16 protein-coding genes are annotated in these 14,589 nt (G+C 57.6%); 14 read left to right on the forward strand and 2 right to left on the reverse strand.

Going from position 1 to position 14,589, the window contains the following annotated elements; all coding sequences use genetic code 11:
- The first annotated feature begins 447 nt into the window (after positions 1-447).
- Positions 448-768 (forward strand): c-type cytochrome, encoded by a 321-nt coding sequence (locus tag ABJK70_RS10145; RefSeq protein ID WP_077732447.1) that lies wholly within the window; start codon positions 448-450, stop codon positions 766-768.
- Between the two features lie 8 nt (positions 769-776).
- Complete coding sequence (locus tag ABJK70_RS10150; protein ID WP_156879859.1) at positions 777-2,060, forward strand: FCSD flavin-binding domain-containing protein; 1,284 nt, start codon at positions 777-779, stop codon at positions 2,058-2,060.
- Positions 2,061-2,084: 24 nt separating this feature from the next.
- On the opposite strand, the gene ABJK70_RS10155 is transcribed toward ABJK70_RS10150, so the two are convergent.
- Complete coding sequence (locus ABJK70_RS10155; protein WP_347257928.1) at positions 2,085-2,675, reverse strand: DUF4202 domain-containing protein; 591 nt, start codon at positions 2,673-2,675, stop codon at positions 2,085-2,087.
- 158 nt (positions 2,676-2,833) lie between these two features.
- Here ABJK70_RS10155 and zwf point away from each other — a divergent pair, with 158 nt between their 5' ends.
- Genes zwf through tilS form a run of 4 tightly spaced genes read left to right on the forward strand, consistent with a single transcriptional unit; the run spans position 2,834 to position 7,514 of the window.
- A complete protein-coding gene (gene zwf / locus ABJK70_RS10160; RefSeq protein ID WP_077732450.1) occupies positions 2,834-4,324 on the forward strand; it encodes a glucose-6-phosphate dehydrogenase in 1,491 nt (496 codons plus the stop codon).
- A 59-nt stretch (positions 4,325-4,383) separates the two neighbouring features.
- Positions 4,384-5,103, forward strand: coding sequence for a dienelactone hydrolase family protein (locus tag ABJK70_RS10165; RefSeq protein ID WP_347257929.1), 720 nt, complete (start codon positions 4,384-4,386; stop codon positions 5,101-5,103).
- 31 nt (positions 5,104-5,134) lie between these two features.
- The gene (accA, locus tag ABJK70_RS10170; RefSeq protein ID WP_086133556.1) at positions 5,135-6,100 is read left to right on the forward strand and encodes an acetyl-CoA carboxylase carboxyl transferase subunit alpha; all 966 of its coding nucleotides are present in this window, start codon (positions 5,135-5,137) and stop codon (positions 6,098-6,100) included.
- 49 nt (positions 6,101-6,149) lie between these two features.
- The gene (tilS, locus tag ABJK70_RS10175; RefSeq protein WP_347257930.1) at positions 6,150-7,514 is read left to right on the forward strand and encodes a tRNA lysidine(34) synthetase TilS; all 1,365 of its coding nucleotides are present in this window, start codon (positions 6,150-6,152) and stop codon (positions 7,512-7,514) included.
- On the opposite strand, the gene ABJK70_RS10180 is transcribed toward tilS, so the two are convergent.
- Positions 7,511-7,843: a DUF4156 domain-containing protein gene (locus ABJK70_RS10180; protein ID WP_166642547.1), complete on the reverse strand. Its 333-nt coding sequence runs from the start codon at positions 7,841-7,843 to the stop codon at positions 7,511-7,513. The genes tilS and ABJK70_RS10180 overlap by 4 nt on opposite strands.
- Before the next feature lie 190 nt (positions 7,844-8,033).
- Between ABJK70_RS10180 and ABJK70_RS10185 the strand changes: the two genes are divergently transcribed.
- The 8 genes from ABJK70_RS10185 to ABJK70_RS10220 form a co-directional block, all read left to right on the forward strand.
- Entirely contained in the window at positions 8,034-9,671 is a 1,638-nt protein-coding gene (locus ABJK70_RS10185) for a CTP synthase (protein WP_133717243.1), read from the forward strand.
- Positions 9,671-10,492, forward strand: coding sequence for a 3-deoxy-8-phosphooctulonate synthase (kdsA, locus tag ABJK70_RS10190; protein ID WP_086133553.1), 822 nt, complete (start codon positions 9,671-9,673; stop codon positions 10,490-10,492). Before ABJK70_RS10185 ends, kdsA begins: the two co-directional genes overlap by 1 nt.
- Before the next feature lie 45 nt (positions 10,493-10,537).
- Entirely contained in the window at positions 10,538-11,821 is a 1,284-nt protein-coding gene (eno, locus tag ABJK70_RS10195) for a phosphopyruvate hydratase (protein ID WP_077732457.1), read from the forward strand.
- A gap of 26 nt (positions 11,822-11,847) precedes the next feature.
- Entirely contained in the window at positions 11,848-12,204 is a 357-nt protein-coding gene (ftsB, locus tag ABJK70_RS10200) for a cell division protein FtsB (RefSeq protein WP_077732458.1), read from the forward strand.
- 12 nt (positions 12,205-12,216) lie between these two features.
- Positions 12,217-12,930: a 2-C-methyl-D-erythritol 4-phosphate cytidylyltransferase gene (ispD, locus tag ABJK70_RS10205; protein ID WP_156879855.1), complete on the forward strand. Its 714-nt coding sequence runs from the start codon at positions 12,217-12,219 to the stop codon at positions 12,928-12,930.
- Positions 12,918-13,394: a 2-C-methyl-D-erythritol 2,4-cyclodiphosphate synthase gene (gene ispF, locus ABJK70_RS10210; protein WP_077732460.1), complete on the forward strand. Its 477-nt coding sequence runs from the start codon at positions 12,918-12,920 to the stop codon at positions 13,392-13,394. The genes ispD and ispF overlap by 13 nt, the downstream gene beginning before the upstream one ends.
- A 3-nt stretch (positions 13,395-13,397) precedes the next feature.
- Entirely contained in the window at positions 13,398-14,438 is a 1,041-nt protein-coding gene (gene truD / locus ABJK70_RS10215; RefSeq protein ID WP_347257931.1) for a tRNA pseudouridine(13) synthase TruD, read from the forward strand.
- A 9-nt stretch (positions 14,439-14,447) separates the two neighbouring features.
- A partial coding sequence (locus ABJK70_RS10220) for an undecaprenyl-diphosphate phosphatase (protein ID WP_347257932.1) occupies positions 14,448-14,589 on the forward strand: 142 nt, incomplete at its 3' end.

Below are 14,589 nucleotides of genomic sequence, written 5' to 3' on the forward strand. Positions count from 1 at the left end.
CCGCCCCGCTACCTCGTCGTGCATCCTTGTCTTCTTCATTCTTGCCCCTGGCCCAAGGGCCCCTGCGACAAAATGCCCCACTCCTAGGGTGCGTTGCAGTCTATCACTCATTCATGCCTTGTCAAGGAACAGTCTATCTATGAAAGAATACATATTTACATCGCTAAAAAGCGTCGTTTATAAGCGCAACCCATTGTTTTAATTGGTGACTTAAAAAACCTTTCCAAAGACTTGTCACTCGACGCTTTCAAGGCGCTCGACTGATTCGAACGTGCCCAAGCAGAGGCAACCGCTCATTGCAAACAAACGGACCGGACGATAGTCAGCAGTTCTAGCGGACATCGCATCAGAGCCCAATGCTCAAAATGCTCAATAGGCAACATGATTCTCAAATGTGCCTCGGCGATGTACGCTAACTTGATGCCCTCCCCGAGAAATAGGCCAGATATGCGACTGACCCGAATTCTGCAAGTATCGGCATACGCCGGTGCGCTCGCACTTTCGATTCCGCAAGCTGCATTCAGCGACAATCTTGAGCGCCCGGGTTTCGCCCGAATCGCCCTCGCTTGCACCGGTTGCCATGGCGCATCGGGCCAAGGTATAGGCTCGATTCCGGCGATTAGCGGCATCCCCGAATCCGAATTCATCCGCACAATGCAGGAATTTAAAACGGGTTACCGCTCAGCCACGGTGATGGACCGCATTGCAAGGGGATATCAATATCAAGATTTCCTAGAGTTAGCCCGGTTCTTCAAAAATCATCGCTAGGAGAACGCATGGCACCAATTTCCCGACGAAGTTTCATCAAGTGGGCCGGGGCGATTTCGGCGCTTGGAACAGTCGGCTGTTCGGTAAACCATCCCAGCACCGGATCACGACGCGAAAAAGCCCGCGTAGCGGTAGTCGGCGGCGGGTTCGCGGGAGCGTCCGCTGCGAAGTACCTCAAGCTGCTCAATCCGGAACTTGAAGTCACTTTGGTTGAGCAACAGGCTAATTACTTGTCCTGCCCCGGATCGAATGAAGTTATCGCCGGCCTAAAGCAGCCCGATGAGCTTCGTCGGAAATATGACATCCTCAGGAACGTTCAGGGAATTCAAACGGTAACAGCCGAAGCCCAAACTATCGACACTGCTCGGCGCACCGTGTCATTGGCGGATGGATCGGCCATACCTTACGATCGGCTAATCGTCGCACCGGGCATCGATTTCCGCTGGGACGCCATCGACGGTTACGACGAGACTGCCAGTCTGTTGGCTCCTCATGCCTGGAAAGCAGGGCCACAGACCACACTTCTGCGTCGCCAATTGCAGGCCATGCCTGACGGTGGCGTGGTTCTGATCACGGCACCCGCCAATCCGTATCGTTGTCCGCCGGGACCTTACGAGCGTGCGTCACTGATAGCGCATTTTTTGAAGCGTTACAAACCGCGCTCCAAAGTGCTCATTCTGGATGCGAAAACCCAATTCTCCAAACAATCGCTCTTCCTCCAAGGCTGGGAAGAGCTTTATCCAGGAATGGTGGAATGGATCTCGGCGGAAAAGGAAGGAAAGATAGAACGGGTAGATGCGCAATCGCGCGTCGTCTTCACCGAGTTCGACGAGCACCGTGCGGATGTTTTGAACGTGATCCCGCCGCAAAAGGCCGGCAAACTCGCGCATCAGGCGGGGCTGACCGATCAATCGGGCTGGTGCCCCATCGATCCGCTCACCTTCGAATCGCCGCTGGCACCTTACGTGCACATTATCGGCGATGCCTGTACGGCAACGCCCATGCCCAAATCGGCATTTGCCGCCAACTCGCAGGCCAAGATCTGCGCCGCGGCGGTAATTGATCTGCTGCAAGACCGCGAACCGGGTCATCCAAGCCTGATCAACCACTGCTATAGCTTTTTAAAGCCGGATTATGCAATCTCGATCACCGGCGTGTACAAGTATTCGCCAACCGAGAAGCAGCTCGAGGCCGTGTCGACGGGTGAAACACCCATGAACGGCGATCGGCGGAAAGAAGCCGAGCATGCCCGGAGCTGGCACAAAATCATCGCCACTGACGCCTTCGGGTAATCTCCGCCGTTTGGCGCTTGCTGCCTATGCCGCTTCCAAAGCCGTTGCGAGCAGCGCCCGGACAGACTCCGGAAATTCCAGCTCCAATGCGCGGCTCCGCGCGTGCTCGGACATCTTTTTCCAGGTCTTGCGGACGATACCGATCAGCTTTTCTTCATCGTGAATCGCCGCGAAGGCGACAAAGTAGTAATCGAGAAACACGAGGCACGCGACGTCCTCGATCGATTGAACGTCCGGATCGTTTTTCAAACCGCGTTTCTGAAGAACTTTGCGGACCCGCTCGATGTCTATCGGATCGTATCCAGCTTGTGTCATAAGCTGTGCAACACAATCGGCATGAAAACCATATAGATAGCTGCGCCATTGCAGATACCCCTCGCGCGTGTCCGGGTAGGTCTGCCGGGGAACCTCCCAACGTCGAATGTGCTGCCCGCGCGCGGCGATGTGCAGCAAATCCGGCGCATCGGGATAGAGGCGGTCAAGCCATTCCGTCATGCGCATCCCGTAAAGCAATTCCTTGGAATAGGATTCGCCTCGCCAAACCTCACTATTAGGGTCCTGTGCATTAGCTTCGTCTATTAAGACTAGCACCCGATCCAGCCGATCTTCGTTCATCGAAATACTCAGTCCAAGTTGAAATTTGAAATACTGGGAAACTACTTATCAAATCCTGATTTCAAAGGCAATGAAGCCATTTCAACCGGTTCACGCATTGGCGGAAACGGGGCTAAACAGTATCATCCATGGCATAACCGATTCGCCGGGAGGAAACGATGCTCGACGCGTGCGTCTTCACTATTTTTGGATCTACCGGCCACCTTTCCCGCACCAAACTGATGCCTGCCCTGTACCAATTGGACAAGGCAGGCCGACTGCCCGCGGCGATGGTCGTCTTAGGTGTCGGCCGGCGGGATTGGGATAATTCCCATTGGAGAGACGAGGTATCCAAATGGCTAGAAGAGCGTTTGGGCAGCACACTCGACCGGGACGCTCTTGAGCGCTTCAGCAACCGCCTGCATTTCTTTTCGGCGGACATCGGCGATACGGAATCATCGGTACAGCTAAGACAGGTCCTGGACACTGGCCCCGAGTTTCCGCCCAATCACGTGTATTACCTTTCGCTTCCGCCGTCCGAATACAAAGCGGCGGCCGACTATTTGGCGCTTAGCGGACTCAACCAGGAAGTCGCCGGCTGGCGCCGTCTCGTGGTGGAAAAGCCGTTCGGCTATGACTTGGAAGACGCACAAGTCCTCGATCGCTGCCTGCACCGCAACTTTACGGAACATCAAATCTTTCGGATTGACCACTACTTAGGTAAGGAAACGGTGCAAAACATTTTCGTGTTCCGCTTTGCGAATCTCATGTGGGAACCGTTGTGGAACCGCAACCTCATCGACCATGTGCAGATCACCCACAGCGAATCGGCGGGAATCGAAGACCGGGCGGACTACTATGAAACCGCCGGCGCGCTGCGCGACATGATCCAGAGCCATCTGATGCAGATGTTGGCTTTGGTAGCCATGGAACCTCCGGCGACCATGGACGCCGAATCGATCCGGGACGAAAAGGTCAAGGCGCTGAAATCCATTCGCCCCATCCCAAAGGCTGCGGTCCATGCTCACGCCTTCCGTGCGCAATATGCTTGCGGGCGCATCGACAACCAGGAGGTGCCCGGATATCTCGACGAAAAGCAGGTCGACAAGCAAAGCACGACCGAAACGTATGCCGCCCTGAAGCTTTATATCGACAACTGGCGCTGGCGCAATGTACCGTTTTATTTGCGGACGGGAAAACGCTTGGCGAGGAACAGTTCTCTCATCGCGATACGCTTTAAGCACCCGCCGCAGCAATTGTTTCGCGAAACCCAGATCGAGGCGCTGCCCCCCAATTGGCTGCTGATGGGCATACAGCCCGAGCAATGCATTCGCGCCGAGGTTCAGGTTCGAGAACCCGGCATCGGCATGCGCGCCCGAACCACTCAACTCGATGCCAGCACCTGTTATCAGGCCGGTTATCAATTGGACGCGTACGAGTCCCTTCTGCTCGACGTCATCGGCGGCGATCACTCTCAGTTCCTGCGCTCGGATGAGGTGGAATGGGCCTGGCGAGTCGTCGATCCCATCATAAGAACATGGTCGGTAGAGCGGGAATTCATCCACACTTATCCCGCCGGCTCCTGGGGCCCCGAGGAAGCCGACCGCATCTTCGAGCGGGAGGATCAGCAATGGCGGCATTCTTTCTCGACCGGGGATGCACCTCGTTAAGACCGACGATCCTTTAAGCTATTTGCCTAATTCATTCGATACTTTTGGAGACCTTCTTAATGGCCGTTACAACTCAAGCCATCGACTACAGCCATAACGACGTTCAGCTCGAAGGCTTTTTCGCGTATGACAATAAGCGCCCTCAGCCTTTGCCGGCCGTATTGATCTCTCATGCTTGGGGAGGCAGGGACGAATTCGTGTGCAACAAGGCTCGTAAATTGGCCGAACTGGGCTACGCCGCGTTTGCACTCGATATGTATGGCAAAGGCATCATCGGAAGCGGCCCCGAGGAGAACGCACGGCTGATGAATCCGCTCATGAATGATCGCCGCCTGTTGCAGGACCGCATCACCACAGCTCTGGAAACCGTCCGCAAGCTCCCCCAGGTCGATCCCAAACGGATCGCGGCCATGGGTTTTTGCTTCGGCGGCCTATGCGTGCTGGACCTTGCCCGCACCGGCGCCGATCTGCGCGGCGTTGTCAGCTTCCACGGCTTATTTTTGCCGCCGGGCAATACTCAAGGCAATAAAATCAAGGCCAAGGTTCTCGTGCTGCACGGCCACGACGACCCCATGGCACCACCCGATCAGGCGGCGAATCTGGCTAAAGAACTGACCGAAGCCGAGGCAGACTGGCAAATCCATATTTATGGTAACACCCTGCACGCCTTCACCAATCCCATGGCAAACGATCGATCGTTCGGTACGGTTTACGACGAGACCGCCGATCGCCGCTCTTGGGAGAGTCTGCGGAATTTCCTTGCCGAGGTGTTAAACTAGGCCTTCTCCGTGCACCCTAAAAAAACGACAAATGGACCTGAAATTCCTAGATTTCGAACAACCCATTGCCGAACTCGAAGCCAAAATCGAAGAACTCAAGCGCGTCGGATTCGACAATGAAATCAACATCAGCGAGGAAATTGCGAGGCTTGAAGAAAAAAGCCGCAAGCTGACCGAATCGGTATTCTCCTCGTTGACGGCGTGGCAGATATCGCAGATTTCCCGCCATCCCCAGCGTCCGTATACGCTGGACTACCTCGACCTGATGTTCGATGAGTTCCACGAGCTTCATGGGGATCGCGGATTCGCCGATGATCCGGCAATCGTGGGTGGACTCGCCAAACTCGACGGACAGCCGGTTCTGATCATCGGCCATCAAAAAGGCCGCGATACCAAGGAAAAGATCTACCGCAATTTCGGCATGCCGCGGCCCGAAGGCTACCGCAAGGCGCTCCGGTTGATGCATCTCGCCGAGCGGTTCCGCTTACCCATCCTCTGCTTTATCGACACGCCCGGCGCCTATCCCGGCATCGGCGCAGAGGAACGGGGTCAGAGCGAGGCCATCGCCCGCAACCTTTTCGAAATGTCCAAACTGCGCACCCCGATCATTTGTACCGTGGTGGGCGAAGGCGGTTCGGGAGGCGCGCTGGCTATCGGTGTGGGCGACCGCCTGTTGATGCTTCAGTACAGCACCTATTCCGTCATTTCGCCGGAAGGCTGCGCCTCCATTCTTTGGAAAAGCGCGGACAAGGCCGAGCTCGCGGCCGAAGCCATGGGCATTACGTCGGATCGGCTGCAGGAACTGGAACTCATCGATGAGATTGTTCCCGAACCGTTGGGCGGAGCCCATCGCGACCGCAAGCAAACCGGCGATAATTTGAAAGCGGCACTGAAACGGCATCTCGAAGAGCTGCGTCGCACGTCCATCGAGACCTTATTGCAACAGCGCTACGAGCGGTTGATGAGCTACGGCATTTTCGAGGAAGCCGTAGCCTAGCTTCATTGATGCGGGGCGGATAATCACCGCCCCTCACTTCACGGCTTAGATGAGCCTTTGTACCGAAACACTCGATCGAATCCTATCTCGCCAGCCGCCGGCATCCCGCTACTGGATCGCGTACAGCGGCGGACTCGACTCGCTCGTTTTGCTTCATCTCTGTGCGGAACTGAAAGCCAAAGATCCGAACCTCCGCTTTACTGCCGTACATGTCCATCACGGCCTGCAAACAGCCGCCGAAGAATGGGCCGAATCTTGCGAAGCGAGCTGCCGGATGCTTGGAATTCCGTTCCGTCTGTTACGGGTCAACGCCGCCGCGAAACCCGGCGAGAGTCCAGAGGAAGCCGCGCGAAACGCGCGCTACGATGCCCTGCGCGCGCTTCTGTCCGACGGCGAGGTCTTGTTGACCGCACAGCATAGGGACGACCAGGCGGAGACGCTATTGCTCCAACTGCTTCGCGGAGCGGGTATCGCCGGCCTTGCCGCCATGCCGGAACGCACCGCCTTCGGCCCAGGATTTCTGCTGCGGCCGTTACTGTCTTTTTCCCGCGAACAGCTCCGCGAGTACGCTCAAGCACACGAGCTGACCTGGATCGAAGACCCCAGCAACCGCGACTTGAGTTACGACCGCAATTTCATACGCCACGAGATCATCCCCTTGCTCGAAAACCGCTGGCCGGCGACCAAGGACGCGCTGGTCCGCACGGCCCAACATTGTGCCGAAGCGCAAACGCTGCTGAACTCGCTTGCCGCGGACTTGCTGAAGTCCGTTATTCATCCGCTGCGAAACACGCTTCTTCTGGATCGGCTGAGGCCGTGTTCGGAAGCGGACCGCCGCCTGATTCTGCGCGAGTGGCTGCGGAGCCGCGGTTTCCGCATGCCTTCGACTCGCGTTATTGATAGGGTTTTGAACGAAACGCTGAACGCCAGACCGGACCGAAATCCCGTAATCCGGTGGAGCGAAGGCGAGATTCGGCGCTATCGGGGAGAGATCTTCCTGATGCCGGCCGCTTCGCCTTTCCATCCGAATAGAGTCATTCCATGGGATGGTGCTACGACACTCCATCTGCCGGACGGGAACGGCGACCTCAGCGTCACCACTGAAAAACGAGCCGGCATCTCGTTAACGGCATGGCGAGCCGGCAAAATCACCGTTCGCTACCGGCAAGGCGGCGAATCGCTACGCCTGCCCGGCCGCGAAGGCTCCCACGATCTGAAAAAACTGTTTCAGGAAGCCGGCATTACACCTTGGATCCGGGAGAGAACACCGCTGATCTACATCGGCGACGAGCTAGCCGCAGTGGCGGGATGGTGGGTGTCCGATTCTTATGCCGGGCAACCGAACGACTTTAATATCGTGATCCGGTGGCACGCGCCGGAGAGTTTTTCCGGCGCACTGCCTTCGGCTAATTAAGGATTGATGCAGCGGTAAACATTGAAAGACTGCTCACCATCGATCAGGGGGCCGGTCGGCACGATGGTGTCTCCCCCCATGTCCGCCGCGTTATTGCGGGCGAGACGTTCAACTTCCTCTTGTACGGTATCTTTGCTGCGGGCAAAGATACCGATGGTCGCCGCCGTATTCGACGTGATACGCCCCAAAAATTTACAGCGCCCCACTTCGGGCGGCGTGAGCATACGAATCTTTTCGCCCTGCGGCTTGAGCTCTACCCATGTGCACCCGGAGACCATGGACATTATCGCCACCCCAAAAACAATCGTGAGTAATCTCGCCCCATTCATCAAATAACGTCTCCGCATTAGTCGTTGTATTTTCACCATGTTAGTGCGATTCAATATTCGATTGTAAACAACCTGGGCGGTGACTCCGATCCACAGGTTGAGTAGAATATGCTGACAAATCCTTTTGAAGTCCGACGCGACGGCCGCTGCCTCGGCGATCGTTACGCAGCCTAAATTTACCCATCGTTGAATGACCAAATATATTTTTATTACCGGCGGAGTCGTCTCATCCCTGGGCAAAGGCATTGCCGCATCGTCGCTTGCCGCAATCCTGCAGGCCCGCGGTCTTAAAGTTACACTGACCAAACTCGATCCGTATATCAATGTCGATCCGGGCACCATGAGCCCGTTTCAGCACGGCGAGGTTTTCGTCACCGAGGATGGCGCCGAAACCGATCTGGACCTTGGCCATTACGAGCGCTTCCTGAGCACCACGATGGGCAAGGTCAACAGTTGGACCACCGGGCAGATTTACGAAAATGTCATCCGCAAGGAGCGACGAGGGGAATACCTCGGAGCGACCGTGCAAGTTATCCCCCATATCACGGACGAGATCAAGCGCGTCATCCGGCTCAGCGCGGAAGGCTACGACGTGGCCCTGATCGAAATCGGAGGGACGGTCGGCGACATTGAATCGCTGCCCTTTTTGGAAGCCACGCGCCAGATGCGAGTCGAGTTGGGCGATGACAAATGCCTGTTCATTCATCTCACCCTCGTTCCGTACATCGCGAGCGCCGGCGAGCTCAAGACGAAGCCCACCCAGCACTCGGTGAAGGAACTCCGAACCATCGGCATTCAGCCCGACGTTCTGATTTGCCGCTCGGACCGGATCATCCCCAAGGCCGAGCGAACGAAGATCGCACTCTTCACCAACGTCGGGGAAGATGCCGTCATCTCCGCCGTCGATGCCGACACCATTTATCGAATTCCGCTGCTGCTGCACGAACAGGGGTTGGACGATATCGTCGTGAAAAAACTCAAACTCGATGCCGGCGCGGCCGACCTCTCCGAATGGCAGAGAGTGATCGATGCCCTGGAGCATCCCGGCCATGAAGTGACGATCGCCATGGTAGGCAAGTACGTCAATCATTCCGACGCCTACAAATCGCTGACCGAAGCGCTCATTCATGCCGGCATTCAGACCAGGACCAAGGTCAAAATCCGATTCATCGAATCGGAAGAAATCGAGGACAAAGGCACCGGCTCGCTGGAAGGCGTAGACGCCATTCTGGTGCCCGGCGGCTTCGGCGAACGGGGTGTCGAAGGCAAGATCGCCACGGTCAAGTACGCTCGCGAGAAGAAAGTCCCCTATCTCGGCATTTGCTTAGGGATGCAGGTGGCGGTCATCGAATTCGCGCGCGATGCGGCGGGACTGGAAGGCGCCCACAGCACGGAGTTCTTGCCGAAAACACCGCATCCGGTCATCGCCCTGATTACGGAGTGGCAGGACGACTCCGGCACGATCGAGCATCGGGACGAAAAGTCCGATCTGGGCGGCACCATGCGTCTGGGCGGCCAGAAATGCCGGCTGGTCAGCGGCAGCCTGGGCCATAGAGTCTACGGCAAGGACGTCATCAACGAGCGCCACCGCCACCGCTACGAGTTCAACAACCGCTATCTCAAATCCCTTGAGGACGCAGGACTCAGGGTGTGCGGCAAATCCCTGGACGGCCGCTTGGTGGAAATGATCGAGATCCCCGATCATCCGTGGTTCCTCGCCTGCCAATTTCATCCGGAATTCACGTCCACCCCGCGTGGCGGCCACCCTCTTTTCACGGGCTTCGTGCGCGCCGCCGCCGAATATCATCAAAACAAGAAGGCGAACTGATGCAACTGTGCGGATTCGAAGTCGGCTTGGACCGGCCGTTTTTCCTGATTGGCGGCACCTGCGTCATCGAAGGCGAGCAACTCGCCTTGGAGACCGCGGGAACACTCAAGGAAATCACATCCAGCCTCGGCATTCCCTTTATCTATAAATCCTCCTTCGACAAGGCGAACCGCTCGTCGCACGAAAGTTTCCGCGGCCCCGGCCTCGAGGAAGGACTGCGCATTCTCGAAAAGGTACGGGATACCATCGGCGTACCGGTGCTGACCGACGTCCACGAGGATACCCCTTTAGGCGAAGTCGCCGCCGTCGTCGATGTGTTGCAGACACCGGCGTTTCTCTGCCGGCAAACCAACTTCATTCAGGACGTCTGTGCGCAAGGCAAGCCGGTCAATATCAAGAAAGGCCAATTCATGGCCCCGTGGGACATGAAAAACGTAGCCAACAAGGCAAGAGCCGTCGGCAACGAACAGGTCCTCGTCTGCGAGCGCGGCGTCTCGTTCGGTTACAACAACCTGGTCTCCGACATGCGCTCTCTCGTCATCATGCGCGAGACCGGCTGTCCCGTGGTGTTCGACGCCACCCACTCGGTGCAGCTGCCCGGCGGTCAAGGCACGGCTTCCGGAGGGCAACGGGAATTCATACCGACCTTGGCCAAGGCCGCCCTGGCGGTGGGCATCTCCGGCCTGTTCATGGAAACCCACCCCGAACCGGACAAAGCGAAGAGCGACGGCCCCAATTCATGGCCCTTGGCTCGCATAAAGGAGCTCTTGGAGGTGCTTGTCGAAATAGACCGCATCGTCAAACAACGCGGAATGGTCTAGACGGAATTATTACAACGACACTCCGATACCAGAGGAACGGAACCGATGAGCAAAATCACCGAAGTGCGGGCACACGAGGTGCTCGACTCCAGAGGCAATCCCACAGTCGCCGCAGAGGTCATACTCGACTCCGGAGCAACCGGCTCCGCCATGGTGCCGTCCGGCGCTTCCACCGGAACCCGAGAGGCCATCGAGCTTCGGGACGGCGATAAAACCCGCTATCTGGGCAAAGGCGTATTGAAAGCGGTCGAGAACGTCAAAACAGCGATCCGGTCCGCCGTCTTGGGCATGGACGCCGATGACCAGGCGGCCATCGACCGCAAGATGATCGAACTGGACGGCACCGACAACAAAGGCCGCTTGGGCGCCAATGCCATTCTCGGCGTCTCCCTGGCGACCGCCCATGCCGCGGCGACCGATGCCGGCAAGCCGCTCTACGCGTACCTCAACCGCAGCGGCGAGTTCCTGTTGCCGGTCCCCATGATGAACATCATCAACGGCGGCGCGCATGCCGACAACAGCGTGGACATGCAGGAGTTCATGATTCTTCCCGTCGGCGCGCCCAGCTTCCGGGAAGCTCTCCGCTACGGCGCCGAAGTCTTCCACGCTCTGAAAAAGGTACTGGCCGAACAGGGCCTGAGCACCGGCGTGGGCGATGAAGGCGGCTTCGCGCCGAATCTGCCGTCCAACGAATCCGCCATCGGCGTCATCCTGGAAGCGATAGAACGGGCAGGATATAAAGCGGGAAAAGACATCTATCTCGGCCTGGACGTCGCCAGCTCCGAGTTTTACCGGGACGGCGTCTATACGCTGGAATCCGAGAATAAACGGTTCACTTCGGACGAGTTCGCGAACTATCTTGCTGCCTGGGTCGACAAATATCCCATCATCACCATCGAAGACGGCATGGCCGAAGACGACTGGGACGGGTGGAGACTATTGACCGATCGGCTGGGGAGCCGCATTCAGCTGGTAGGCGACGATCTTTTCGTCACGAATCCCGCTATCCTGAAACAGGGCATCGAGGCCAAGATCGCCAACTCCATCCTGATCAAGGTCAATCAAATCGGTACCTTGACGGAAACCCTGGAAGCCATAGCCATGGCCCACCAGGCCGGATATACGGCTGTCGTCTCGCACCGTTCCGGCGAAACAGAGGACACCACTATCGCGGATCTCGCCGTGGCCACCTGCGCGGGACAAATCAAAACCGGCTCTCTCAGCCGATCCGATAGAGTCGCCAAATACAATCGGCTTCTCAAGATCGAAGAGCAATTGGGCGATAAAGCCCGGTACACCGGCCGCAGCGCCTTCCGTCAAGCGCTCTGAAAGGCGGGACGCCGTCCGACGACAGTGTGAAAAAGCTGATTGTCTTCTTGCTGGTGTTGATCGCCCTGCTCCAGTACCGACTGTGGCTGGGCGATGGCGGAATCGCCGAATTGCAGGAGTTGCAGGACCGTATCGAAAAGCTCACGGAGGAGGGCGAAAAGCGGCGCGAACGTAACGCGGCGCTGGAAGCCGATGTCAGAGATTTGAAGGAAGGAACGGACGCCATCGAAGAACGGGCTCGCCAAGAACTGGGGATGATCAAGCAGGGAGAGACTTTCGTCCAAGTGATCGAAATGCCTAAGAACAAGACACACGACCGATCGCCGCAACCAAAGCCTTCGGAGCGGAAAACTACGCCACAAAAGACCGAAAGGCCTCGTTAGCATCTGTTGTCCATGACCGACACCTGCCGAAATAATCGATTCTGGGCCATTGTCCCTGCAGCCGGCGTGGGTAAACGCATGGGGGTCGACGTACCGAAGCAATACCTTCAAGTCCTGGGGAAGCCGGTATTGCAGCATACCCTGGAGCGGTTGCTGGCGATCGATGTCTTGGCCGGCGTCGTCGTGGCTCTCGGGAGCGAGGATGGTTATTGGTCCGATCTACCTTGTGCTACCCATCCCAAGATCCGGGTCGCCCCCGGAGGTAAGGAGCGTGCCGACTCCGTGCTTTCCGCCTTAACGAGTCTCGAGAACGTGGCCGAACCGGACGACTGGGTGTTGGTGCACGATGCAGCTCGGCTGTGTATCACGATCAGCGATGTTCAAAAACTGATCGATCGGCTTAGGAACGATGAAGTCGGCGGCATACTGGCACTGCCGGTCACGGATACCCTGAAAGGCGCAGAGGCGGGCGAAATCGTCGAAACCATCGACCGCAGCCGGATCTGGCGCGCGCTGACGCCACAGATGTTCCGCTTTCGTATGCTCAAGCATGCGCTGATCGATGCTGCCGAACGGAAACTGATCGTGACGGACGAAGCCAGCGCTCTCGAACTTCGAGGATTGCGCCCGAAGATCGTGGAAGGACGCCCGGACAATATCAAGATTACGCGGCCGGAGGATCTTCCTCTGGCGGCTTTTTACCTGGAGCGACAATGCTACGAATAGGTCAAGGTTACGATGCACATCGGTTCAAAGATGGCGGCCAACTGGTCCTGGGGGGCGTAGCCATCGATTATGAAAAGAGCCTCGCGGCGCACTCGGATGGAGACGTTGCGTTACACGCCTTGTGCGATGCCTTATTGGGTGCGGCGGCACTGGGCGATATCGGTCGGCATTTCCCGGATTCCGACCCCAGTTTCAAGGGCATAGACAGCCGGGTTTTGCTCCGCGAGGTTCACGCCAAGATCACCGAACGCGGCTACACCGTGGTCAACGTCGATCTGACCATCGTCGCACAAAAGCCGCGGCTCGCGCCCTATATCGAAAAAATGCGCACAACCATCGCGGATGACCTCGACATTGCGCACGACGCGGTCAACGTCAAAGCCACCACGACCGAAGGCATGGGCTTCGAAGGCCGGGGCGAAGGCATCTCCGCCTATGCGGTAACGCTCCTTCAGAAAAATTAAGCCATGGGCGATTCGACCGCCGCCCTGCCCTACGCCTTTGGTGGGCCTGCCGGAACCGGCATTATCAAGACGTCGCCGGAAGATTTCGTCGTCGAGGAACTGCTGGGTTTCGAGCCTTCCGACCAGGGCGAACACTTTTTTCTGCGCATCGAAAAACGCGGCGAAAATACCGACTACGTCGCCCGCCAACTGGCCCGCTTTGCCGGAATCCCGACACGGGACATAGGCTACGCGGGCCTTAAGGACCGCCACGGCAAGACCATTCAATGGTTCAGCGTATGGCTGCCGGGCAAGGCCGAACCGGACTGGAGGCAACTTGAATCCCCCTCCCTCCGCATACTCGAAGTCCGGCGCAACAGCCGCAAGCTAAAAAAAGGCGCGGCAGCCGGCAATCGTTTCGAAATCGCCGTTCGCGAATTGAAATGCGACATCCCGCTATTGGAACGACGCCTGAAACAGATCGGCGAATGTGGGGTTCCCAATTATTTTGGAACGCAACGGTTCGGCCGCGAGGGACAGAACCTTGCGAAGGCATCGGCTCTTTTCGCGGGTACGCTCGGGCGGGTGGACGCTCACCGTCGCGGGCTTTATTTGTCTGCCGCGCGTTCTCATTTGTTCAACCGCATCCTCGCCAAGCGGATAAGCCGAGACGTCTGGGATCGCGCGGTTACCGGCGATGCCTTCATGTTTCCCGACTCGCGCAGTTTTTTTAAGCCCGACGCTATTACTCCGGAAATCACGCAACGGCTTGAGGCCAAGGAAATTCATCCAAGCGGCGCGCTCTGGGGCAAAGGTACACCGGCCGTTACCGATGAGGCACTGGCCATAGAGACGGCCGCAGCCGAGGAAGAGCCGGTTCTCTGCCGCGGTCTCGAAGATTTCGGCGTCGAGATGGCCCGCCGGCCGCTGCGACTTTGCCCGGACGGATTTCAGTGGGAACGGTCCGGCCCGAGCAGCATGCATTTGCGATTCGCGCTGCCCGCCGGGGCTTACGCGACCGCCGTTCTGCGGGAACTGATCGACACCGGTTTTTCAGACGATTAAAGGATCCTCATGGACTGCCATCACGTGTATTACCTGGCTCTCTTGCAAGGGCTGACCGAATTTCTGCCCATTTCGAGCGCCGCTCACCTTATCCTGATGCCGGTGGTTTTCGGCTGGCATGATCAAGGCTTGGCCTTTGACGTCGCCGTCC

Origin of the sequence: Methylocaldum sp. (genome assembly GCF_039794385.1) — a bacterium.
Taxonomy (GTDB): domain Bacteria; phylum Pseudomonadota; class Gammaproteobacteria; order Methylococcales; family Methylococcaceae; genus Methylocaldum.